Origin of the sequence: Breoghania sp. (assembly GCF_963674635.1) — a bacterium.
GTDB lineage: Bacteria > Pseudomonadota > Alphaproteobacteria > Rhizobiales > Stappiaceae > Breoghania.
The window spans coordinates 2,074,677-2,095,829 of sequence record NZ_OY771475.1 but is presented as its reverse complement, the minus strand read 5'-3'; the positions used below and the strand labels follow the sequence as shown (position 1 = coordinate 2,095,829).

Sequence of the window (21,153 nt, the reverse complement as noted above, 5' to 3'; positions counted from 1 at the left end):
GCCTGAGAGGCGGGCGCCGCGGAGGCGGGTCGCGGGTCTTTGACGAAAGTCCGTCTTTTCATCTCGCGTCCGCAAACCATATAGCCAGGCACGCAAGGCGCGGTGCAAGATGCGGCTTGCGGGACGCGGAGCGTCGAAGAGGCAGGCATGATGCGGACAGTTTATCTGGTGGCCGGACTTGGGTTCGTGGGGCTGGGCTTTGTCGGCCTGTTCCTGCCCGTGCTGCCGACCACGCCGTTTCTCATTTTGGCCGTCGGCTGCTTTTCGCGCTCGTCCGAACGGCTTGAAACCTGGTTGCTCGATCACCCGACGTTCGGCCCGACGCTGCGCGGCTGGCGCGAACACGGCGCGATCCCGGTGCGCGCCAAGCTTGCCGCGCTGGCGGGGATGGCCGTTGGCTTCACGCTGTTTCTGCTTGGCTCACAGCCCGGACCTTTGGCAATCGCCGCCGTCGCGTTGCTGATGGCGAGCGGGCTTGCCTATGTCTTCACACGGCCCTCCCACTAGGGGGGGAGGGCGCATGTCAGGGCCTGCTGCCTGAGGCCGACGCGGCCGCCGAATGTTTGCGGATACGCGCTTCTTCCAGCAGATCCGTCAGTCGCTCAACGATCTCGGGTGTGTCGGTCCGCGATTTGACGATCGCCAGATCAACGCGCGGATCGGCGACGGGTTCGTCGATGGCGGTGACCACGGCGACGATCGGATCTGCGCCGGGCGGCAAGGCGTCCAGCAGAGACAGGCCGTCTTCGCCGGGAAGGTAACGGTCCAGGATCAGCAGGTCGAAATCATTGAACGCCAGATATTCATGTGCCTCGCTCAGATCGCGCGCAGGTTGGACATAGGCAATATCCTTGAGCGTTTCGCCCAGCATGGCCGTGAAATCCGCGTCGTCTTCCAGGTGCAGCGCCAGTCGCCGCGTGTCGCCTGCGGGCAGAACAATCCTGGACGGCGTTTTGAGCGCCGTGATGAGCGGGAGCACGACGCGGAATGTCGTGCCCATGCCCAGTTCGCTGACAAAGTCGATTTCGCCGCCCATTTCCTCCACCAGCCTCTTGGTTATGGACAGACCAAGGCCGGAGCCGCTCTTCTTGCGGGTGGAGGTGCTGTCGGCCTGCGAGAAGGGATTGAAGATCCGGCCATGGAATTCCTCGGGAATTCCTTCTCCGAAATCCACCACCTCGATCTCGGCCTGACCGTCGTGCTCCTGGGCACGCAGGATGACGGTACCCTTCTTGCGCGAGAACTTGACGGCATTGGACAGCAGGTTTGCGATGATCTGTTGGAACCGCCGCGCATCCACCTCCACATGCAGGGTGGTCGCGGGCAGCTCCGTCTTGATCTTGATGGAGAACTCGTTCGCATACCCATTGATGAGTTCCGCGGCCTGGACGAGTTCGTCGTTCAGATTGACGGTTGTCATCTCGTAGGTGACCTCCTGGCTCGACAGTTTCTCGAAATCGAGAATGTCGTTGACCAACGAGATCAGCCGGTTGGTGTTTTTCTGTGCCAGGGAGATCATCTGGTAGGCCGGATTGGGCAGGTCGTTTGGCAGCATGTTGTCGACAAGCCCGAGCGAGCCGCGGATGGAGGTCAGCGGTGTGCGCAATTCATGGCTCACGGTGGAGATGAATTCCGCTTTCACCCGCTCCATTTCGCGCCGTTCGCTGATGTCGCGCATCACGGCCGAATACTTGACCTTGCCATTGAGGTTCAATTCGTTGACGGAAAGCTCAAGAGGCAGAAGAGCCCCGCTTTTGGTCCGTCCCTCCACTTCGAACGTGTTGCCGTGATCTTGTGACTGCCGGGCATGGGTGATGAACTCCCCCCTGAACTCTTCACCGACTCCTTCCGCCACGAGTATGCCTACATGCTGGCCCACAACCTCCCCGGCCTTGTAGCCGAACATGCGTTCGCAACTGGGATTGAAGCGCTCGATCCGCCCGCCCGCATCTATCAGGATGAGACCGTCAGCGACGTTTTCCACGATGGCGATTGCGGTCTGGCTAAGCGGCTTCATGAGCGAGCGGGCGAAAAAGACCGAGCCCAGGACAAAGGCGAAAACCACGCCGATACCGGCGGCGAAGACCTCCGAGCCGATCTCGTTTGCCTTGGCGAAGAGTTTCTCGCTTGGCACCTGCACAATGATGCTCACCCGCGCGTCAAAGCCACCGTAGCCATCATCGTCATTGACGATGTAACTCATCATGTGGTCGCTCTCCACGCCCAGTTCCGGTTGCGTGCTCTCCAGCGCGTGCTTGACGATCGGGGGCGGTTCTTCCGTGTAGTTGCGATGCATCTGGAAAGGTTGGACAGATGCCTCCGGCCCGCCGGGATGCACCATGTAATCGCCTTGCCCGTTGACGAGGATTGTCCGCCACTGCGGCTTCATTTCGGCAAAGGCGCGCTTGAGAATGGCGGGATAGTCAATGTTGATGACCAGCATCCCGAAACGCTCGCCACGCCAATCGAAGACCGGCATCATGCCGCGCATGGTCGGGATTTCACGGGGATCGAGACTGTCATGTTCCCTGTTAAAGGTCACTTCCGAGAAGACAACGCGTCCCATTTGCGCGGAGGCTCCGAGCCGGAAATACGGTTCCGTCCCTTTTTGTTGAAGGTTCTCGGGTCGCACGACAAATGGGCCGAGGCTGTTGCGATCGACGCGAACCAGCTCGCGTCCCTGGTCCGCAAGTCCGATGTAGCGGACCTGAAAATGATCGGGACGCTGGACCAGGAATGAACGAAATATCCGCGCAAGGCGTTCGCGCCACTGGTTCTCCGTCGAGCCGTCTATCGGATCGATGCCGCCATTGCGTTGTGCCCGAATGATCCCCTGGATGGGGGGCATTTCGGAGATCATTTTCAGGTCCCTGGCAACTTCATGATAGGTGAAGCGAAATCTCTGGGCCATCAGCCGGGTCTCTCCCCCAAGCTTCTCTTTCGCCTCTTCAATCGCCGCCGAGCGCACACGCTCATAGGCGACGAAGCCCACGACCGCTGTGCTCACGAGTGCGCAGCACAGGATCAGAAACGTGAGCTTGTACTGCAACGATCTGCCGATGAGGCTTCTACTCGCCTCCGGCTTCCGCTTTTGAATGTCGATTGGCCCGGTCATCGACGTAGCCTTCCGCTATGGAAAGAATATTTTACGCCAATTGTTTGAATTGACGTAAGTGAAAATGAGTAACAGCGGCATTGACGTATTTATTATTGGAATAAATATCGCAGTTTAATGTGTATGAATAGTATAAAAGGAAAATAATGTGCAAATGGGTGGGGCGACGCAGTGGAGGGGCGGTCGGCGGGCGGGTCTAGGCTTGTGACTTAGTTCGGCGCTTGTGAGGCCATGGCTTGCCGGCACGCCTTGATCAGGTCCGCGGCCGGGCGGACCGCTTCTTCGAGCGTCAACGAAAAATCGAGCAGGTCATCTTCCAGGCGGCGCGCATGAAGGCTGACCTCATCGAAACCATAGGTCTTTCCGGAGCCCGCGATCTTGTGGGCATGAAACGTGAGGTCTTCGCGCAGAAGCCCGGGATCGTCGCTGTGTTCGATCTCACGCAGCAGGGTTAGGAGCGTTTCCACGCGTTGCGGTATGGCTGCCAGATACTTCGCCCTGAGCGTCTCATAAAGGGCGTCCCAGGTTTCCTGGTCAGTGCTCTGCATAATCGGCCGCCTTGTCACCAGATGGGGGGAACCGCGATGCTGTTCATGTGTCAGGCAATTAGATCAAATAAGAGAAAACTTGGGATTTATGATAATACCTAAGTAAAATAACAAATGCGCAGTTTACCTATAGTAAGAAAAATATTATACATCAGAATTTACTGTTTAATCACGAGATCGAATTAATTATATAGTGAGAGACGCCTTTCAACGGGTGAAAAATAATTGCGGGGTAGTCGTTTGATTGTTTCAATCATGTTTTTTCCCGTTTCGGTTCCACACCCTCGCAATATCCCGGCCTGCTTGCATGCCGGGGTGGGCTCATCAGCCGGGCTTTTGGCATCTTGCCGCGCGTCGCGGCTCGCTATTCGGTGAACGGCCGGAGCAAACCATGGTGAACTTCTCGCGAATGCGCTTTCTGCCCGGGGTGCTTGTGACGACGCTGCCTCTCGCCTTCGCCTTCACGGCATTGGTCGCGGGCGGGGCCTATTGGCAAATCAGCAGCGTCTTCAAGCAGGAGCTCGCCTACCGGATGGAACGCGAAAGCACCTTCGCCGTGAACGAGGTGGAAACGCGTATCGCCGGTCTCGGTGCGATCCTGCGCACGATGTCGCGCAATGCCTTTTTCATCGATACGATGGAGGGGGATCGGCACAACGAGGCGCATGTGCGGGAGTTCTTCGAAGGCTTGTCGCTGGTTCCCGTTCCCGGCGCGTTGGTTGGCCTCACCGATGCGTCCGGGCGTGTGCTGGTGACTAATGGACGGGCGCGCATAAGGGGGGATATCGAGCTTCCTCCCGGTTTCGCAGATGAAGTCTCGCATCTGGCACTTTCGCAGGAGAAAATGACCGTCGCAGTGCCCGTCCTCAGCGGGGGGGTGTTGCGCGGCAGTGTCTTTGCGCGTTTCGGCACCGACGCGCTGGTGAACTATCTCAATCTCTCCTATTCCAACAAGATCATCGTGCTGACGATCAACGGTCTCGTCATCGCCACAGATTCCGAGATGGCGGAAATCCTGAAGACGCCTGCAAACAGGTTCCAGGAAGACTGGATAACGCAGGAGGCCGCCTCCGCGCTCTATCCCGCGCTTGGCGTGCGGGTCTTCGCCCGGCGCGACGATCTGTTCGCCGCGCTCAGGGGGCTTGACCGGACATTGATCACGACTGCGCTGGCCAATCTCGCGATCCTTCTGGCCGGCCTTGTCCTTGCGGCGTTGCTGGTCGGGCGTCCGCTGGCGCGCCTCGCCAGCGAGGTGCGCAGCGTGCGCGAGGCCGACGACCTGACGCGCAACATCACGGTGGGCGGTTACCTGGAGGTGGCGCGGCTGGCCGAGGCCTTCAACGCCATGATGGCCAATCTGCGTTCAACCCTTGTCTCCCATGAGCAGCTGGCGCGCGAAAACCGCTATCGTCAGCAAGTGGAGCAGTCTCTGCGCGACAAGCAGGCCGAAAACGCCGCGATCGTCGAGACGGTCCACGACGCCATCATCGTGATCGACAAACACGGCGAGATCCGCTCCGCCAACCCGGCAACATCGCGCATTTTGGGCTATTCGAACGCGGAGTTGGTCGGGTCCAATGTTTCAATGCTCATGCCGGAGCCGCACCGTTCCCGGCATGATCAGTATCTGCACAACTTCCTCAAGACGGGCGAGGCAAAGATCATCGGCATCGGGCGGGAACTGGAAGCCTGCCGGCAGGATGGTGAGAAGTTCCCGATCGAGCTTTACGTCGCCGCGATCACGCTCAAGGCGGAGCCGCATTTCGTCGGCGTGATCCGCGACGTCACCGAGCGGCGCAAGGTGGACAGGATGCAGCGTGAGTTCATCGCTCTGGTCAGTCACGAATTGCGCACCCCGCTCACCTCGCTCACCGGCTCTTTGCGCCTGATTACATCCGGAAATATCGGCGAGGTGCCGGAGAGGATCGCGCGTCTTTTGCATCTTGCCCAGAACAACGCCATGCGGCTGATCGATCTCGTCAACGACATCATGGTCGTGGAGAAGCTCCAGGCCGGGGTTGTCACGTTGAAGATGGAGCCGGTCGATCTGTTGGTTCTGGCGCGCTCCGCGTTGGAGGATACGGCGCAATTTGGCGACAAGTTCGAGATCACATTTGAACTGAGGACCAGCCTGAAAAGCGCCTGGTCGATGGGCGATGGGCGCAGGCTGACGCAGGTGCTCGTCAATCTGCTGACAAACGCGGTCAAATTCAGCGAACCTGGTTCGGTGGTCGAAATCCACATCGAAAAACGCCAGCAATGCTACCGTCTCGCCGTGCGCGACCACGGCATCGGCATCCCGACCGAGGCGATCGAGGACGTCTTTTCCAAATTCGTCCAGCTCGACACCACCGATGCCAAGAACGGGCAGGGCTCCGGCCTCGGTCTGGCGATCGCGCAGGCGATCATGGAGCTGCACGGAACGAGGATCGAGGTGGACTCGCAAGTGGGCGCGGGGTCGACCTTCTATTTCGATCTCATTGAATTCCAACAGACGGAAAACGCTGTGGAGCTGTCGTCCCTGACGGGCGATCTCCTGGAGAATTCGGGCACTTCGATCGGAAGCGCCTGATCAAGCAGTCGTATCGAGTAGGAATGGGGAGCAGAAGATGGCTACGGCTTTGATCGTCGATGACGACCCTGATTGGCTGACGCTCATAGAGATCGTGCTTGGCAAGGAAGGCATGGGAACCATGAAGTGCACGGAAGGGCGCGGCGCGTTCGACGTGGCGCGGATGGAACACCCCGATCTGATCTTTCTCGACGTGTTCATGCCGGGGGTCGATGGCTTCCAGCTTCTCTGGCAGCTCCAGAACACATTTGAAACGAAGGATATTCCCATTGTGATGGTGTCATCGCGCGACACCACCATGGATGTCGCCTGGGGAGAGCGGCTGGGGGCCTTCACCTACATTTCCAAGAACGCCTCCTTCAAGGAACTGGCACCGTTGATCGCCGAGGCCGCCTCCGCGGCTCTGTCGTCCAGGCACGGCGAATATCACGACGCCTGACGGGCGGACGCGGATCGCGTCGGCCGGTCATGGCCGCACAACAAGGAGAACGATGAAATGCAGGTTCTTTATGTGGACGATGAGGATGATATCCGTGAAGTGGCGGCCTTGTCGCTGGGACTGGATCCGGAGCTGGAGGTCAATGTCTGTTCCTCTGGCCTTGAGGCTCTGGAGAAGGTGGAAACCTTGATGCCGGAGATCATCCTGCTCGACGTCATGATGCCGGGCATGGACGGGCCGGAAACCCTGGGGCGGCTCAGGGCAAGCGACGCCGTGCGCCATATTCCCGTGGTCTTCATCACCGCCCGCACGCAGGCCTATGAGATCGAGCGTTTTCTGTCGCTGGGCGCTGTGGGCGTCATCGCCAAGCCGTTTGATCCGTTGACGCTGGCCAGGCAGGTCCGGGATCATCTGGAGGCTGCGAAAACGGCGGCGTGACAGCAGCCGCTCCCGTTTGAACCGAGCGGCTCGATTTGAAATCGTGTGGTCCGCAAGGCCTTGCAAGGCCTTGCAAGGACGCCTCGCGTTGTGCGCGCCGGATCGAAGGCGCACCTTGGTGAGGCGGTACTGCGGGCGGGACATATGCGATCGGGTGGGGTCAGAGATTGCGGCCGTAGAGCGTGGAATCCTCCGGCTTCACCGCGTCCACCAGCTGCGCCGCTTCGGCGATTTCCCGCGCGATTTTCTGCTCAAAGCCATAGCGTGCGGCTTGCTCGGTGGGCCATGCCTTCAGCTGCTCGTGCAGCTTCGCCACATGGGCGTAAAGATCCTGAAATCCGATGGTGCCGCAGCTTCCCTTGAGCGTGTGCAGGGTCACCATCGCCTCGCTTCCCGGCGGTTCGCCAAGCGAGCGCGCGCCATATTGGGTGCGAAACTCCGCGAACATCTGCCGGATCGTCACGCAGTGCTTCTCGATCAAGGCTCTGAAGGACGATGTTGCTGTCATCGCGGGATCTCCCTGTCAGCAGTGCCCTGCGACGCAACGGCGTCGATTGTGAAGAGGCTGAGTGCGGTCCGCCACGCGCCGGAAAAGAAGGACATCACCGTTTCAAGGCTCTGGCTGGGGCGTGTCACGCGCACCTTTGTATGGAGCGGGAAGCTGGCGCCGTCCTCGATGACGATGCGCGCGAGCTGGCTGCGTTCGGCGGGCTTGAAGGTGTTTTGAAATTCGGCCGGCAGGGTGTCCGTGACCGGCAGGACCTCAACGATGCGCCCCGCAAGCGTCTGCTGACCGGACTCCAGGCGTACTTCCTCCCCCACTGTCACGGGCAGCAGATTATGCGCGGGCAGATAGGCCAGAACGTATTTGGGGCCGGTATAGAGGCTCAGGATCTTCTCCCCCGTCAGGAACACGTCGCCTTTTGCCGGCAGGTTGCTGTCGATGATGCCATCGACCGGCGCGCGCAGAACGCCGTCGTCGTAAAGGGCTGTCAATTTGTTGAAGGTGGTGCGCACCCGGTCGATCGCCGGTTGCAGGGCCTCGCGCGTGGCCGGGAAGCTGCGGATCTGGGCCTCAAGGCGGATCAGCATCTCCTCCGCGGAATTCTTCTCCGTCAGGGCTTCCAGCACACGGTCGGCAGGCGCCAGGCCCTTGCCGGAAAGATGTGTGAGGTTCTCCTTCACCGCGCGCGCCTCGTCCACCCGCACCTTTGCGATCGGCAGCAGGCTTTCGGCGATGTTCATCTGTTCCTGCTTCTCGATGGCCTGGCGGGTCAGTTCCGCGACCCTGAGCGAAAGCTGTGCCAGCCTTTCGGAAATCTCCACCGAGGACACGACCCCCAACACATCTCCGCTGTGGACACTCTGGCCGATCCTGAGCGGCAGTTCGTCAAGGCGTCCGACATATTGCGCCTCAACGTCGATGCGCTCCTGCAGGACAAGTCCGGGCGCGCGCAGGATCACGAAATCGCCCCACGCATAGTCGGCGACGCCAAGGCCGATGGCCAGAAGCATGGCGAGATAGATCCAGCGTCCAAGGGAGCGCTTGTTCGCGCGGCGCTCGTTGGCATGGTTGTCCGGGCGTTGGCGGGAGCGAAGCTTGCGCATGGTCAGGAGCTCCTGATGTCATGAACTTTCTGCGGCACATAGCTGTCCTGATAGGAGGACCAGAAGATCCACTCGTCGATATAGGCAGCAAGGCGGATGAACCGCATGACGAAACCGTTGAAGAGGGTGAAGCCGAACATGTAGGGCAGCAGATGCGCGCTCTTCACATGAGGGGTGAGCCAGGCGGCCAGCAGGAAGACCGGCAAATCGATCAGCACCAGCATGAATTGCAGGCCCGCAAGAACGACGAACCCGAACCCGCCATAGGTCACGAAAAGCCACGTCAGGTAGAAGGGCATCAGCGCCGCGGCCAGCACATTGAAGGTGAGGTACTCCAGATGGTGCAGCACCTCGTTCATCTTGAAACGCGGATCGAAGGGATTGAGATTGAAGCGATGCTTGCGAAAGCGCAGGCGAATGGCGTCGCGCTCCCAGCGAAAGCGCTGGCGCACGAGCGCGGCGAAGGTGTCCGGCACATCCGTGTAACACACGGAATCCACGCGAAAGCCGATCTTCCATCCACGGGCCCGCAGGCGCAGCGTCACGTCGAGATCCTCGCCGCCGCCCGCATCGCACCCGCCCACGCTTTCAAGGGCGGAACGGCGGAACGCGGAATAGCCGCCGGATGAGCACGTCACCTGATCGATGGTCAGCGCGCCCTGTTTGGCCAGCGCGATGGTGATCATGTATTCGATGGCCTGCATCGTGGCGACAAAGCCGCTTTGGGAATTGCGCACCTGAAGGTTGCCCGCAACGCTGCCCACCTGCGGGTCCTCGAAGGGCTCCATGATCCGGCGGAAGGCGTCGCGATCAAGCGAGCAGTCGCAGTCGATATTGATCAGGATGTCGCCGGTCGCCATGCGCTGGCAGATGTTGAACCCGGCCGACTTGCCGCCGCGCAGGTCGCTCCACAAGGCGCGGTCGATCTCGCCCGCCTCAAGAAGTTCGCGCAGCACCTTGTCCATGCCATCGGTGGAGCCGTCGGAAAAGACGATGATCTCGTCGGGCGGGCGCGACTGTTCGCGTATGGAGGCGATGCAGCGGCGGATGGAGTCGCGTTCGTTGTGCCCGGCCAATATGACCGACATCGTGTGCCGATAGGCAACCTCCAGCGGTTGCGGTTTCGGCTTGGGCGAGATCACGGCCAGAATGAAAAGAGCGAAATAGCGCGGGACTTCGAACACGACGACGACCATCGTCAGCAGCATCAGGCTGTGGAAGCTTTGCGAGGTGATGAAGTCGAGGGCTTCCGACATGGCGTTCACCCGAAAAGATCATTCGGGCCGAAGATGGAAAACCGCGTTTCCAGGTCGATCTTCAGACCCGATTGCGCGATCTCTTCATAGGCGTGCGTGTTGGCATGGAAGCTCTCCGGGGTCATCCGGTCGAGCAGGATGTAGTCAAAGTCCGTGCCCTGATGGATGGTGGCCGCATCGCCGAAATAGTTGCGCAGATTCTCGATCGACTGGCGGCGCGACAATTCCACCAGCCGCGGGCCGTGCTCGGCCAGTTGCATCCGGCGCTGGGGGTAGCCTGCGGTGACAAGGCAGAAGGGGCGCGCCTCCTCGCTGAAAAGGCGGGCTGACTTGTTGAGCGCAATCACCAGATCCAGCGGGAGTTCGCCGAATTTCAGGTTGCGCTGGGCCGCGCCGGTGACAATGAAGCCTTCCTCGGCAAGGGCGCGTCCCTTTTCGGTGAGTTCGAAGGCGTAAACGTTGTGCGTCCTGATCGCCTCGCCATCCGTGTGGGTGGCGCAATCAAGGCACTTGAAGCCGACCACCGCATCGGAGGATGTCGCGCCGCAATGACGGCAGGAAATGACCGTGCCCGGCTTGTCGTAGTCGACACCGAAATGGCGCAGTTCACGGGCGCATTTCGGGCACACCAGATCCGAACCCTGCTGGAAGTCGCGCAAAGGCCCCTGATAGGCGCACTTGAAATGGTGCACGATGGCGGTCTCCTCCAGATCGGGAGATCGGCATTCGAAACATTCCTCGCGCACATTGAGACGCACGGAAGCGCAGTTCGGGCACGCATGAAGCCGGTCCACGAAGCTCCGCTTCAGCAACCCTTCAGAGGTGAGATGCGCTGTCAGGCCGTCAATCTCCTCTTCCGCCAGCGCGATGTTGTAGGTGAACCCTTGCGGGGTCGCCCCGCTGAATTCCGGCGTCAGCTTGCGGCCGCGCACATAGAGGCTCGCCAGCAGCTTGTCGGACAATTCATCCGACTGGCGCACTTCCAGATGCACGGACGTGCGCGCTTCGGTGAATTCCTCCACACAGGCGCCGACGATCCGTTCGACCGAGCCGCGCGGGATCTTCGGCAGGCAGATATCCGCCTGATGGGCCAGTTGACCGGTTTCGTCGATGATTGGCAGCAGATGGAGATCGCCCATGCTCCACAGGGCCCGCAGATGGTCCGCGGAGGCGGGTTCGGTCACGACGACCACGTCGTAGTCGCCGCCGCTCGCCATGAACTTGCGCGCGTCCACGGAGAAACCAGCCGGTCCCATATCCTGCGGCCAGAACAGGGGGCGGTACTGTTCGTATCCCGCCGGGCGCCCCTTGATGGGAACGATCCGGTCGATTTGAGGGGCGTCGGGATCTTCCTCGTCCGGCTGCGTTCGGTTGGTGGGCGCGTCTGAAGTCTTGCGCCGGGCGAGCGTCGCGCCGCCATCGCGGGCTTTCTGCGCATCCATGGTTTCGAGGAAATCGAGCAATTCGTCGAAATCGAACGGCTTTTCGAAAATGTGGGCAAATCCGGCCTTCACATCGCCGTCGGCCTCCATGCTGGCAACGTCGGCGGTCATGGCGACGAAGACGGGCCGTCGCTCCGGCGCGCGTTCCGCCAGAACCCTGGCCACAACCTCGGCTCCGGACATTTCCGGCAGGTGATAGTCCATCAAGGCCAGATCGAACGGCTCTTCCAGCAGTCTGGTGAGCGCGATCTTTCCGTCATTGGCGACATGAACGTCATGCCCCTTTGCGGAAAGAACCAGCTTCAGGATGTCCTGCGTGACTGGGGAATCCTCGGTGATGAGGATCTTCTTGTGCCGCGAGGAGGTGGTTTGCCCGCCCTCGGGCAGTTGACTTGATATAATTGGCATAGTCTTGGAGCCTCCCGCAAGGTTCCAATATCACTAGAATACGCATTCAGTTTGCGTGGTAAAAATAAAAAATTGGGTTAAAAAACCTTATTCTAAATACTATAGATAGTGTACGTGTTCCTTACGTAATCATAAACCGCGATTGTTACGTATTACATCTGATAAAGACGCGTAGTTGTATTGTTCGGGATGTTTGAAATCGGATGTGTCAGGAATATGACGCTACGTATATGGTAAAATATGCTTATTGGTGTTTGGGGGGAGAGGCTGGCGAGCGAAGGGACGATGGCGTGCGGCGCAGCCATTGAGAAACAGACATTGCCTGTGCGGAGCGGGCAATGTCTGCTATTGGAAGTCGAACCCGCCTTTGCTGCCGTCTCCACGTTTCCGGTCGGCCACTGCGCGGTGGTGCCGGGCGCAGGCTTGATTTCGGCAACGCGACCGGGGGGGCTCGACAGCAGGATATGACGCAAGTGACGAAGACGACCATCGGCATTCTACAGCCCGGCCATGCGCCGACGAACCTGGCCCATGAACGCGGCGACTACGATCAGTGCTTTCGGACGCTGCTGGGTGAGGACGCCTTCACCTACATCATCTATGACGTGGAAGCGGGGGAGCTGCCGGCCAGCACGGCTGAAGCCGATGGCTGGCTGATCACCGGTTCGCGTCATGGCGCCTATGAGGACCATCCCTGGCGCGATCCGCTGGAGGATTTCATCCGCTCCGCCTATGCTGGCGGGCGTCCGCTTGTCGGCATCTGTTTCGGCCACCAGATCATTGCGCGCGCGCTTGGGGGCGACGTGGTGCGCGCCGATGGCGGCTGGATTGCCGGGCCGCAGACCTATGAGGGCCCCGGCGGTATGCGCTTTGCCGTCAACGCCTGGCATCGCGACCAGGTCACGAAGGTGCCGGTGGATCTGGAGGTCTTCCTGAAGGGCGAGGGATGTCCGGTGGCGGGCCTGTTCCAGCAGGGCCGCGTTCTGACCTTCCAGCCGCATCCGGAGTTTTCGCCCGATTACGCCGCCGCGCTGCTGGCCGAACGTGGCAGCGCGCTGCCCCAGCCTCTTCAGGCGGAGCTGCCCGCACGCATCCGCGATATCCCGCTCGATCAGGAGCAAGTCGCCAACATGATCAGGACGTTCCTGTCAGACGCCGACTATCGACCCTGATCACAGGCCTCGCTTTCCACGATCCTGCGATCGGGACGCCATAAACGGTCGGCGGAAAACAGTGCGCGGTGCGCAAGCTGCCGTGTCACTCTTGCGGGCGAACGGTATTGCGTTCGCGCAGCTCATCCAGAAGCTTCAGCAGGGTCTCAACCTTTTCCGGCCCGATTGAGTTTTCGAGCCGGACCTGGATGGCGTGGCTTTCCTCCGCATGCCGGTCGATCAGACCGCGCCCGGCATCTGTCAGCGCGATGATCGACTTGCGCCGGTCGGCCGGGTCGCTGCGCCGCTCCAGATAGCCGTCGGCCTCCATGGACGCCACGATGCGGGTCAGGCTTGGCAGCAACAGGCAGGCGGCCTCCGCGATCGCGGTCTGCTCCGTCGGTCCCATTTCATCGACGACGCGCAACACCCGCCATTTCTGCTCGCTGATGCCGCTTTTCGCCAGCATCTCCCGGAACGGCCCCATCACCGTCTCACGGGCGCGCAACAGGGCTATGGGCAGCGAGCGGGCCATTTTCGGGTAGAGCGGGCGGTTTTCCGGCATTGCCAGGCTATCCTTCGAATGACGCTGGCGAAGGGGTACGAACGCACAGCGACTCAAATATGAGATAATTTAACAAAGCAATCAATTATAGGCTCGTCATCCATGATGCCGGGGAAGGTCGGCATGCGCGCCGAGGGAATCGGTCCCTGGAACGCGGCTGACCTTAGGGTATTCTCATCCAGCCGGGCAAGGATTGGCTGAAACCGGCTGACGCTCCCGCCTTTGCCCTGTTCGTTCCATCTTGGGCGCGCGGCTGAACGCTCTGAGACCCATTGTCTTTCGCGCAGGCATGGCGTTTTTTTGCCATGTTGTGCCTTACGCTCTCCGCTCTCAGGTTTAAGGGGCGCCGGTTCGCGTGAGGCGCATGATCCAACAGGATGGGGAACGGCAGATGGTGAATGGCAAGCTCAGGGTGGCGGTCCTTTTTGGCGGGCGTTCGGCCGAACATGATGTGTCGCGCGCCTCTGCCGCCAATGTCCTGCGCTGTCTCGATCCGGACCGCTACGAGATCGTTCCCGTCGGCATCACGCGACAGGGGTGCTGGATGCTGGCCGATGCCGGAAACGGAGGTGGCACCGGCGCCAGCGAACTCACCGTGCCGGAAGATGGTCTGCAGGTTTCGTTCTTGCCCGCTGGTGGCGGACGCATGCTGGTGGCCGGCGATGGCGCCACCCCAGTGCGCGAGCTGACGCCTGTGGATGTGGTGATCCCGGTGCTGCATGGCCCCCACGGCGAGGACGGCACCGTGCAGGGGGCGCTGGAACTGGCCGATGTGCCCTATGTCGGTTCCGGTGTGCTCGGATCGTCGGTGTCCATGGACAAGGATGTCGCAAAGCGGCTTATCCGCGATGCGGGCCTGCCCACGTCGAAATTCATCGTCCTCAGAGCCAGCGAAAAGCCCGACTATGAGGCCGCCGTCGAGGCGTTGGGGGCCCCGGAGCTTTTCGTGAAGCCCGCGAACATGGGATCATCCGTCGGCGTTTCGCGTGCCCGCTCGGCTCAGGAATACGCCGACTGTTGTGCCCATGCTTTCCGCTTCGACAGCAAGATCATTGTGGAGGAGAGCGTTCCGAATGTGCGCGAGATCGAGTGCTCCGTGCTGCAGGATGCCGACGGTGTCGCCGGAGCGTCGGAACTTGGCGAGATCGTGCCGGACACCAAGCATGGCTTTTATTCCTACGACGCCAAATATATCGATGAAGGCGGCGCGGCGCTGCTCATCCCTGCGCCGGTCGCCCCCGAGCTTCGCGAACGCATCCGCGATCTGGCTGTGAAGACCTTTGAGACGCTGTGCTGCGAGGGGCTGGCGCGGATCGATTTTTTCGTGAGCGGCGACATGGTCCTTGTGAACGAGGCCAATACCCTGCCGGGCTTCACCGATATCTCCATGTATCCCAAGCTCTGGGAAGCCAGCGGTCTGCCGCAATCCGGCCTGATGGACCGGCTGATCGCCCATGCCCGCGCGCGCCACGAACGGACCCGCGCATTCTCCGTCAACCGATAAGGCGGCTGACCTTTCGGTCTGCGCGCCTGGCTTGACGGTCTTCCGCATGAATTGTGCTTGCGGACGCGAAAGGTGAGGGGCGGGCAGTTGCCGATGCACGTGCGCAAGGGTAATCAGGCTTGATAGCAACCAAAGCCGGACCTGCCCCATGTTCACTGCCGATCAGATCAATGAAGCCATCAGTTGGCGGCACGATTTCCATCGTCATCCCGAGATCGGCTTTGAGGAGACGCGCACCTCCGCCATCATCGCCGATCTTCTCGAAGGCTGGGGCTGGACGGTCCATCGCGGTATCGCGAGAACCGGCGTCATCGCGAAGCTGGGCGAAGGGCCGGGCATCGGCATCCGCGCCGATATCGATGCCTTGCCGATCCAGGAAGCCGGCAAGAGCGACCATTGCTCCACCTATCCGGGCAAGATGCACGCCTGCGGCCATGACGGGCACACCGCCATGTTGCTCATGGCGGCGCAGCAAATCGCGAAGCTCGATCTGGGTGGGCGCTCGGTCACGCTGATCTTCCAGCCCGCGGAAGAGAACGAGGGCGGGGGGCGTCACATGGTGCAGGAGGGCGTCTTTGACCGGTTCCCCTGCGAGGCGATCTTCGCCATTCACAATTGGCCCGCGCTGGCGCCCGGCCATTTCGTGGCGCGCGACGACCGCATGATGGCGGCCATCGGCATTTTCGAAATCGTGCTGCGCGGCACCGGTGGCCATGCGGCCATGCCGGAGCAAAGCTCAGGCGTTCTGACGGCGGCCGGGCGGCTGATTCCGATGTTGCAGGAAGTCCCGGCGCGGCGCATTTCGCCGCTTGAGACAGGTGTCATTTCGGTCACCACCATCCATGGCGGCACGGCCTTCAACATCTGCCCCGATGAAGTGAAGCTGACCGGCTCGGCGCGCTGGTTTTCCAAGGAAGTCGGCGAGGTGCTGCAAACCGCGATGGAGGAAATCACCAAAGCGGTTGCGCTTGCCCATGATTGCACGGCGGAAGTGAACTTCATCAGCGACTATCCGCCAACCATCAACACGCCGGAACACGCCGCCACCGCGCGCCGTGTGGCCGAAGAGATGGGGCTGTGCGTGAGCAACCCCGATCCCTCCATGGCCTCGGAGGATTTCTCCTTCATGCTGGAGCGTCAGCCCGGTGCCTATATCTGGCTGGGTGCGGGACGTGAGGGCAAGAACCCCGGACTTCACGCCGCCGATTACGATTTCAACGACGACGTGCTGGCGACGGGGGCGGAATTCTGGGTGCGTCTGGTGCAAGACAGCCTGAAATGAACGCGGATCGACGCCCGCACTGCGAAACGAAGCCCGGAAGCGTTTGACGCTTCCGGGCTTTTTGGTCTCACGCGGACAGCATGCGGGCGGGACCGCTATGCGTGGACGCCCGGGACATTGGCCTCATGCTCGATGGCGACGGTCTGCGCGATCTGGGCGGCCTGCGCCACGAATTCGTCCCGCGGCTCGCCGATATAGGTCGCGGTGAAACGCAGTGGCGTGGGCAGCCAGCCGGGATCGAATGTGGCGATCCGCTGCTCCTCGACCAGCCGCCGCCCCAGCGCGGTGGGAAAGATCCCGACCCCCAGCCCGGAGGCGACCATCTCGAAGCCCGTGGAGAGCGAGTTGGTGGGAAAGATCTGCGCCGTGTGGCCATAGCGCTTGTGCAGCTCGCGGGTCAGTTCGCGGTGCGGGCGGGAGTTGCGGTTATAGGTGATTACCGGTGTCGTGCTGAGATCGGGCTGCGCCATGTCGAGCGGGCGATACCAGTCGAGCTGGAAGGTTGGCAGGTCGAGATTGTCCGCGCTGTAGTCGGAAACCGGCCCCATCATGATGGCGAGGTCGAGCGAGCGGTCCAGCAGCATCTCGCGCATGTTCACCGAGATATCGACCGACACCTCGATCTTCAGTTTGGGGAATGTCTGGTGAAGCCTGCTCAGGAAGGCGGGCAGCCATGTCTGGGCGATGGTTTCCGCAACGCCGAGGCGCAACAGCGTGGAGACGTTTTCCGGCGGCATGACATCCGCCTTGATGCGTTCCACCAGCGCCGCGATCTGCTCCGCATGGGCGCGCAGCAGCACCCCCTGTTTGGTCAGCCGCACCCCCGTGGGGCCACGGGTGAACAGGCCCGCGCCCAGGTAATTCTCCAGCGATGAGATGCGCGAGGAAACCGCGGGTTGGGAAATGTTCATCTGTTCCGCGGCCTTGCGCACGCCGCCCAGCCGCGCCACCCAGAGAAAAGTGCGTAATTGTTCCAATGTCATGGGCTTGTATCTTCTTTGGTGATCCAAAAAGATGATCACTTTGGACAGATAATTGCGATTTGACTTTATACCTCTCGGCTATCAGCATTTTCCATAGGCAACCGTGGAAAATGAGCAAAAAAAGTGCAGTTCTCAGATCTTGCAAGCCAAAGCGCCGAATCCGTAAGGGCAGCAATCCGTTCAGGGAGTTACGCAGGTCACACCGCGGGCCTGGCGAAGGGGCTGTTGCAGTGCAATCTCGCCATTCTGCCAGCGGACCAGGCGGATGATTTTCTGGAGTTTTGCAGGCTCAATCCGAAATCCTGTCCGCTTGCCGGCGTCTCCAGGCCCGGTGAGCCGGTGATCGAGCGGCTGGGGGAAGCCGTCGATATCCGCACGGACGCCTCGCTCTACAACATCTATCGCAATGGCGTTCTCGATGCGCAGGTGAGGGATCTGAAGGCGGTCTGGCGTGATGATCTGGTGACCTTCGCCATCGGCTGCTCCTTCACCTTTGAAAATGCGCTGGTGAAGGCGGGCATCACCATGCGCCATATCGAGAACAACACGACCGTTTCCATGTACCGGACGAATATCGCAACGGCCCCCGCCGGGGCCTTCGGTGGCGGCATGGTGACCTCCATGCGCCCCATCGCCCGCGAGCGCATTGCCGAGGTCTTCGATATCTGCCGCAAGTTTCCGATTGCCCACGGCGTGCCCGTTCATGTCGGCGATCCGGCCGAGATCGGCATCGCGGCGATCGAAAAACCTGATTGGGGGCAACCGACCCCGGTCGCAGATGACGAAGTGCCCGTGTTCTGGGCCTGTGGTGTGACCCCTCAGGTTGCTATCATGCAGGCCAGGCCGGCCCTTTCCATCACGCATGCTCCCGGCGCCATGCTCATCGCGGATGTCGATGAAGCGACCGCGCCGCTCTATCCCTATAACGACAATAACCACCCCAGCATTTAATCTTCAGAGGATGACGAACATGAGAAAATTCCTGGCTCTTGCGACGATCTCCGCCGTGGCCCTGTGCGCCGGTGCTTCCGCCAATGCCGAGGAACTGTCGGTTGTCGGCAGCTGGTCCGGTCTGTCACTTCACAAGAAGTACGAGGCCCCGTTCTGGAACGAGATCCTGCCGGAAGTGAGCGGGGGCGATCTGACCGCGAACCTCACCACCCACGACCAGATGGGCATCTCCGGCGGCGACGTCTTCCGCATGCTCGGGCAGGGCGTCTTCGATGTCGGCATGACGGTCGCCGATTATGCGGTTGCCGACAGTGCGCCGCTTGAGGGGCTCGACGTGCCGCTGGTGGCCACCGATGCCGCCACCGCCAAGGCCGCTGTTGAAGCCTACCGTCCGATGGTCGACGAGATCTACAAGGATGTCTTCAACGCCAAGGTTCTGGCGATTGCGCCCTATCCGCCGCAGGTTGTCTTCTGCAATGCCGACGTCAAGTCGCTGGAAGACCTGAAGGGCAAGAAGATCCGCGCGTCCGGCCGCATGACCGCGAAATTCCTTGAGGCGCTGGGCGCCGAGGGCGTGAATGTCAGCTTCGGCGAGGTTCCCGGCGCATTGCAGCGCGGCGTCGTTGATTGCGCCGTGACCGGTGCCGGTTCGGGCTACTCCGCGGGGTGGTGGGAAGTTTCCACCCATCTGATGACCATTCCGCTGGGCGGCTGGGATCCGGTCGTGACGGCCATCAACATGGACAAGTGGAATTCGCTTTCCGAGAAGCAGCAGAGCGTACTTCAGACCGCCATTGCCGAGAAATTCGAGGCTCCGGCCTGGGCCGATGCGCAGGGCGCGCTGGAAGCGGATATTGCCTGCCTGACCGGCAACGGCGAATGCCCCTATGGCGATGCCCGCAGCATGACCCTTGTGACCCCGAGCGACGCTGACGTGGCCAAGGCCAAGGATGTGCTGGTCGCCGACGTGCTGCCGGAGTGGGCGAAGCGCGCCGGTGGTGACTGGGGCAAGCGCTGGTCGGATACGGTCGGCAAGGTGACCGGCGTCCAGATCGACGCCAAGTAAGGCCGCCCTCCATGACTTCGCTCATTAGATTGCTCAGGAAGGTCAATGACCGTATCGCCATTTGCGTCGGTCTGGTCCTGCTCGCCTGTGTCGCTTACACGCTCATGGAGATCATCGCCAGACGCCTGGGCGGATCCTTGGGCGGAGTCGATGAGATCTCCGGCTATGTCATGGCTGTCACCACAAGCTGGGGTGTCAGCTATGCCCTGACGGAGCAGGCCCATGTTCGCATCGACCTGCTCCACAGCCGCCTCAGGCCCGTCGGGCGTGCCTTGATGGACGCTCTCGCCATGCTCTGCCTGGCGGGAACGGCCCTGATGATCGCCTGGCGCGGCTGGGGTGTTCTGGCAAAGACGCTGTCGACCGGCGCGCGTGCAAACACCCCGCTGGAAACCCCGCTCTGGATCCCGCAGACCCTGTGGTGGGCCGGGTGGGCCTGGTTCGCGATCTCCGCGATCCTGTTGTCACTGTTTGTTCTCTACAAGATCGCGCGCGGCAGATACGAAGCCGTTGAGCGCGTGGCAGGTGCGAGGGCGGAAGCATGATCCCCTTTACCGCTCTCGGCCTTATGGGAATGCTGGCGCTGTCCATTCCCGTCGGCGTTGTCCTGTGCCTGCTGGCCTTTGGCATCGACGTCTTCTTCTCCCCCTTTCCGCTCATGCGCGGTCTGGGGCAGGTGGTGTGGTCCTCGTCCAACAGTGCCACCCTCATCGCCATCCCGCTCTTTGTGCTGCTGGGCGAGATCCTCGTCAGAAGCGGTGTCGCAAACCGCACCTATGCGGCGCTCGACAAATGGGTGTCGTGGCTCCCCGGCGGTCTGATCCACGCCAATATCGCCACTTCCACCATGTTTTCCGCCACCTCCGGCTCGTCGGTCGCGACGGCTGCCACCGTGGCGACCGTGGCCATGCCGCAGGCGCGCGAGCTCGGATACAACGAGAAGCTCTTCTCCGGCGCGATCGCCGCAGGCGGTACGCTCGGCATCATGATCCCGCCCTCGATCAATCTGATCGTCTATGGCTTCCTGACCGAAAGCTCCATTCCGCAGCTCTTCCTCGCAGGGCTTCTGCCGGGCCTGCTGCTGGCTGGCCTGTTCATGCTGATCACCGCCGTTCTGTGCACGATCTGGCCGCAGCTCGGCGGGCCGCAGCGCCATGCGACATGGGGCAAGAGGCTGGCGAGCCTTTTCGATCTGATCCCCATCTTCGGGCTCTTTGCCGCCATTGTCGGCTCCATCTACGCCGGATGGGCGACGCCGACGGAAGCCGCGACCATCGGTGTGGCCATCGCGCTCGCCATCGCCGCCCATCAGAAGGCGCTGAGCCGCCAGATGATTGCCGATGCCCTGCGCGGTGCGGTCAAGACCTCCGCCATGATCATGCTGGTGGTGATCGGCGCCTATGTGCTGAACTTCGTGCTCACGGCGGGCGGTGTGTCCCGCGCACTCCAGAACATGCTGAACGGCCTCGGCTTCGGCCCCATGGCGACGCTTCTGGTGATCGTGGTGATGTACATCGTTCTGGGCTTCTTCATCGAGACCCTGTCTCTGATGGTGGCGACCATTCCCATCGTCGTGCCGATCATCGTGCATATGGGCTACGACAAGATCTGGTTCGGCATCCTGATGATCATTCTCGTGGAGATGGCGCTGATCACGCCGCCGGTAGGGCTGAACCTCTATGTGGTCCAGTCCGCAAGGCGAGGGCGGCCCTTCGCCGACGTGATGCTCGGCTGCATCCCCTATGTCTTGGCGATGTTGCTGATGGTCGGCCTGCTCATTCTCGCGCCGCAGATCGCGCTCTATCTGCCATCAACCCAGTAAGAG

Annotated in this window: 19 protein-coding genes; 11 read left to right on the top strand and 8 right to left on the bottom strand. The window is 61.2% G+C overall.

Features of this window, described 5'->3' with window-relative positions; genetic code table 11:
- The first annotated feature begins 150 nt into the window (after positions 1–150).
- Positions 151–507: a YbaN family protein gene (locus ABGM93_RS09065; RefSeq protein WP_321505792.1), complete on the top strand. Its 357-nt coding sequence runs from the start codon at positions 151–153 to the stop codon at positions 505–507.
- 16 nt (positions 508–523) lie between these two features.
- On the opposite strand, the gene ABGM93_RS09060 is transcribed toward ABGM93_RS09065, so the two are convergent.
- The gene (locus ABGM93_RS09060) at positions 524–3,115 is read right to left on the bottom strand and encodes an ATP-binding protein (RefSeq protein ID WP_321505497.1); all 2,592 of its coding nucleotides are present in this window, start codon (positions 3,113–3,115) and stop codon (positions 524–526) included.
- A 209-nt stretch (positions 3,116–3,324) separates the two neighbouring features.
- Positions 3,325–3,663: an Hpt domain-containing protein gene (locus ABGM93_RS09055; protein WP_321505495.1), complete on the bottom strand. Its 339-nt coding sequence runs from the start codon at positions 3,661–3,663 to the stop codon at positions 3,325–3,327.
- Positions 3,664–4,054: 391 nt separating this feature from the next.
- On the opposite strand from ABGM93_RS09055, the gene ABGM93_RS09050 reads away from it, so the two are divergent.
- Genes ABGM93_RS09050 through ABGM93_RS09040 form a run of 3 tightly spaced genes read left to right on the top strand, consistent with a single transcriptional unit; the run spans position 4,055 to position 7,112 of the window.
- The gene (locus ABGM93_RS09050; protein WP_321505493.1) at positions 4,055–6,235 is read left to right on the top strand and encodes a PAS domain S-box protein; all 2,181 of its coding nucleotides are present in this window, start codon (positions 4,055–4,057) and stop codon (positions 6,233–6,235) included.
- A 37-nt stretch (positions 6,236–6,272) separates the two neighbouring features.
- Positions 6,273–6,674: a response regulator gene (locus tag ABGM93_RS09045; RefSeq protein WP_321505491.1), complete on the top strand. Its 402-nt coding sequence runs from the start codon at positions 6,273–6,275 to the stop codon at positions 6,672–6,674.
- Positions 6,675–6,731: 57 nt separating this feature from the next.
- Positions 6,732–7,112, top strand: coding sequence for a response regulator (locus tag ABGM93_RS09040; protein WP_321505489.1), 381 nt, complete (start codon positions 6,732–6,734; stop codon positions 7,110–7,112).
- Positions 7,113–7,272: 160 nt separating this feature from the next.
- Here ABGM93_RS09040 and ABGM93_RS09035 read toward each other — a convergent pair whose 3' ends face one another.
- Genes ABGM93_RS09035 through ABGM93_RS09020 form a run of 4 tightly spaced genes read right to left on the bottom strand, consistent with a single transcriptional unit; the run spans position 7,273 to position 11,826 of the window.
- On the bottom strand, positions 7,273–7,620 hold the full coding sequence (locus ABGM93_RS09035) for an Hpt domain-containing protein (protein ID WP_321505487.1): 348 nt from the start codon (positions 7,618–7,620) through the stop codon (positions 7,273–7,275).
- Positions 7,617–8,720, bottom strand: a complete 1,104-nt coding sequence (locus ABGM93_RS09030) for an HlyD family efflux transporter periplasmic adaptor subunit (protein WP_321505485.1) — start codon at positions 8,718–8,720, stop codon at positions 7,617–7,619. Before ABGM93_RS09030 ends, ABGM93_RS09035 begins: the two co-directional genes overlap by 4 nt.
- Positions 8,721–8,722: 2 nt before the next feature.
- A complete protein-coding gene (locus ABGM93_RS09025; RefSeq protein WP_321338427.1) occupies positions 8,723–9,976 on the bottom strand; it encodes a glycosyltransferase family 2 protein in 1,254 nt (417 codons plus the stop codon).
- Positions 9,977–9,981: 5 nt separating this feature from the next.
- Positions 9,982–11,826: a response regulator gene (locus ABGM93_RS09020; RefSeq protein ID WP_321505483.1), complete on the bottom strand. Its 1,845-nt coding sequence runs from the start codon at positions 11,824–11,826 to the stop codon at positions 9,982–9,984.
- 473 nt (positions 11,827–12,299) lie between these two features.
- Here ABGM93_RS09020 and ABGM93_RS09015 point away from each other — a divergent pair, with 473 nt between their 5' ends.
- On the top strand, positions 12,300–12,998 hold the full coding sequence (locus tag ABGM93_RS09015; RefSeq protein ID WP_321505480.1) for a type 1 glutamine amidotransferase: 699 nt from the start codon (positions 12,300–12,302) through the stop codon (positions 12,996–12,998).
- Between the two features lie 85 nt (positions 12,999–13,083).
- Here the strand turns inward: ABGM93_RS09015 and hpaR are convergent, their stop codons facing one another.
- Complete coding sequence (gene hpaR, locus ABGM93_RS09010; RefSeq protein ID WP_321505478.1) at positions 13,084–13,542, bottom strand: homoprotocatechuate degradation operon regulator HpaR; 459 nt, start codon at positions 13,540–13,542, stop codon at positions 13,084–13,086.
- 364 nt (positions 13,543–13,906) lie between these two features.
- Here hpaR and ABGM93_RS09005 point away from each other — a divergent pair, with 364 nt between their 5' ends.
- Positions 13,907–15,046, top strand: a complete 1,140-nt coding sequence (locus ABGM93_RS09005) for a D-alanine--D-alanine ligase family protein (protein ID WP_321505476.1) — start codon at positions 13,907–13,909, stop codon at positions 15,044–15,046.
- Between the two features lie 148 nt (positions 15,047–15,194).
- Complete coding sequence (locus ABGM93_RS09000) at positions 15,195–16,328, top strand: amidohydrolase (protein WP_321505474.1); 1,134 nt, start codon at positions 15,195–15,197, stop codon at positions 16,326–16,328.
- A gap of 95 nt (positions 16,329–16,423) precedes the next feature.
- Here ABGM93_RS09000 and ABGM93_RS08995 read toward each other — a convergent pair whose 3' ends face one another.
- A complete protein-coding gene (locus ABGM93_RS08995; RefSeq protein WP_321505472.1) occupies positions 16,424–17,311 on the bottom strand; it encodes a LysR family transcriptional regulator in 888 nt (295 codons plus the stop codon).
- A gap of 123 nt (positions 17,312–17,434) precedes the next feature.
- On the opposite strand from ABGM93_RS08995, the gene ABGM93_RS08990 reads away from it, so the two are divergent.
- Genes ABGM93_RS08990 through ABGM93_RS08975 form a run of 4 tightly spaced genes read left to right on the top strand, consistent with a single transcriptional unit; the run spans position 17,435 to position 21,150 of the window.
- Positions 17,435–18,262, top strand: a complete 828-nt coding sequence (locus ABGM93_RS08990) for a putative hydro-lyase (protein WP_321505470.1) — start codon at positions 17,435–17,437, stop codon at positions 18,260–18,262.
- 19 nt (positions 18,263–18,281) lie between these two features.
- Entirely contained in the window at positions 18,282–19,328 is a 1,047-nt protein-coding gene (locus ABGM93_RS08985; protein WP_321505468.1) for a TRAP transporter substrate-binding protein, read from the top strand.
- A gap of 11 nt (positions 19,329–19,339) precedes the next feature.
- Entirely contained in the window at positions 19,340–19,873 is a 534-nt protein-coding gene (locus ABGM93_RS08980; RefSeq protein WP_319772138.1) for a TRAP transporter small permease, read from the top strand.
- Positions 19,870–21,150, top strand: coding sequence for a TRAP transporter large permease (locus ABGM93_RS08975; RefSeq protein ID WP_321505465.1), 1,281 nt, complete (start codon positions 19,870–19,872; stop codon positions 21,148–21,150). Before ABGM93_RS08980 ends, ABGM93_RS08975 begins: the two co-directional genes overlap by 4 nt.
- Positions 21,151–21,153: the final 3 nt, after the last annotated feature.

Excerpts from the sequence above, each read along its gene's own strand:
- ABGM93_RS09065 (WP_321505792.1), top strand. The coding sequence starts at position 151 with ATGCGGACAGTTTATCTGGTGGCCGGACTTGGGTTCGTGGGGCTGGGC.
- ABGM93_RS09060 (WP_321505497.1), bottom strand. The coding sequence starts at position 3,115 with ATGACCGGGCCAATCGACATTCAAAAGCGGAAGCCGGAGGCGAGTAGA.
- ABGM93_RS09055 (WP_321505495.1), bottom strand. The coding sequence starts at position 3,663 with ATGCAGAGCACTGACCAGGAAACCTGGGACGCCCTTTATGAGACGCTC.
- ABGM93_RS09050 (WP_321505493.1), top strand. The coding sequence starts at position 4,055 with ATGGTGAACTTCTCGCGAATGCGCTTTCTGCCCGGGGTGCTTGTGACG.
- ABGM93_RS09045 (WP_321505491.1), top strand. The coding sequence starts at position 6,273 with ATGGCTACGGCTTTGATCGTCGATGACGACCCTGATTGGCTGACGCTC.
- ABGM93_RS09040 (WP_321505489.1), top strand. The coding sequence starts at position 6,732 with ATGCAGGTTCTTTATGTGGACGATGAGGATGATATCCGTGAAGTGGCG.
- ABGM93_RS09035 (WP_321505487.1), bottom strand. The coding sequence starts at position 7,620 with ATGACAGCAACATCGTCCTTCAGAGCCTTGATCGAGAAGCACTGCGTG.
- ABGM93_RS09030 (WP_321505485.1), bottom strand. The coding sequence starts at position 8,720 with ATGCGCAAGCTTCGCTCCCGCCAACGCCCGGACAACCATGCCAACGAG.
- ABGM93_RS09025 (WP_321338427.1), bottom strand. The coding sequence starts at position 9,976 with ATGTCGGAAGCCCTCGACTTCATCACCTCGCAAAGCTTCCACAGCCTG.
- ABGM93_RS09020 (WP_321505483.1), bottom strand. The coding sequence starts at position 11,826 with ATGCCAATTATATCAAGTCAACTGCCCGAGGGCGGGCAAACCACCTCC.
- hpaR (WP_321505478.1), bottom strand. The coding sequence starts at position 13,542 with ATGCCGGAAAACCGCCCGCTCTACCCGAAAATGGCCCGCTCGCTGCCC.
- ABGM93_RS09005 (WP_321505476.1), top strand. The coding sequence starts at position 13,907 with ATGATCCAACAGGATGGGGAACGGCAGATGGTGAATGGCAAGCTCAGG.
- ABGM93_RS09000 (WP_321505474.1), top strand. The coding sequence starts at position 15,195 with ATGTTCACTGCCGATCAGATCAATGAAGCCATCAGTTGGCGGCACGAT.
- ABGM93_RS08995 (WP_321505472.1), bottom strand. The coding sequence starts at position 17,311 with ATGACATTGGAACAATTACGCACTTTTCTCTGGGTGGCGCGGCTGGGC.
- ABGM93_RS08985 (WP_321505468.1), top strand. The coding sequence starts at position 18,282 with ATGAGAAAATTCCTGGCTCTTGCGACGATCTCCGCCGTGGCCCTGTGC.
- ABGM93_RS08980 (WP_319772138.1), top strand. The coding sequence starts at position 19,340 with ATGACTTCGCTCATTAGATTGCTCAGGAAGGTCAATGACCGTATCGCC.
- ABGM93_RS08975 (WP_321505465.1), top strand. The coding sequence starts at position 19,870 with ATGATCCCCTTTACCGCTCTCGGCCTTATGGGAATGCTGGCGCTGTCC.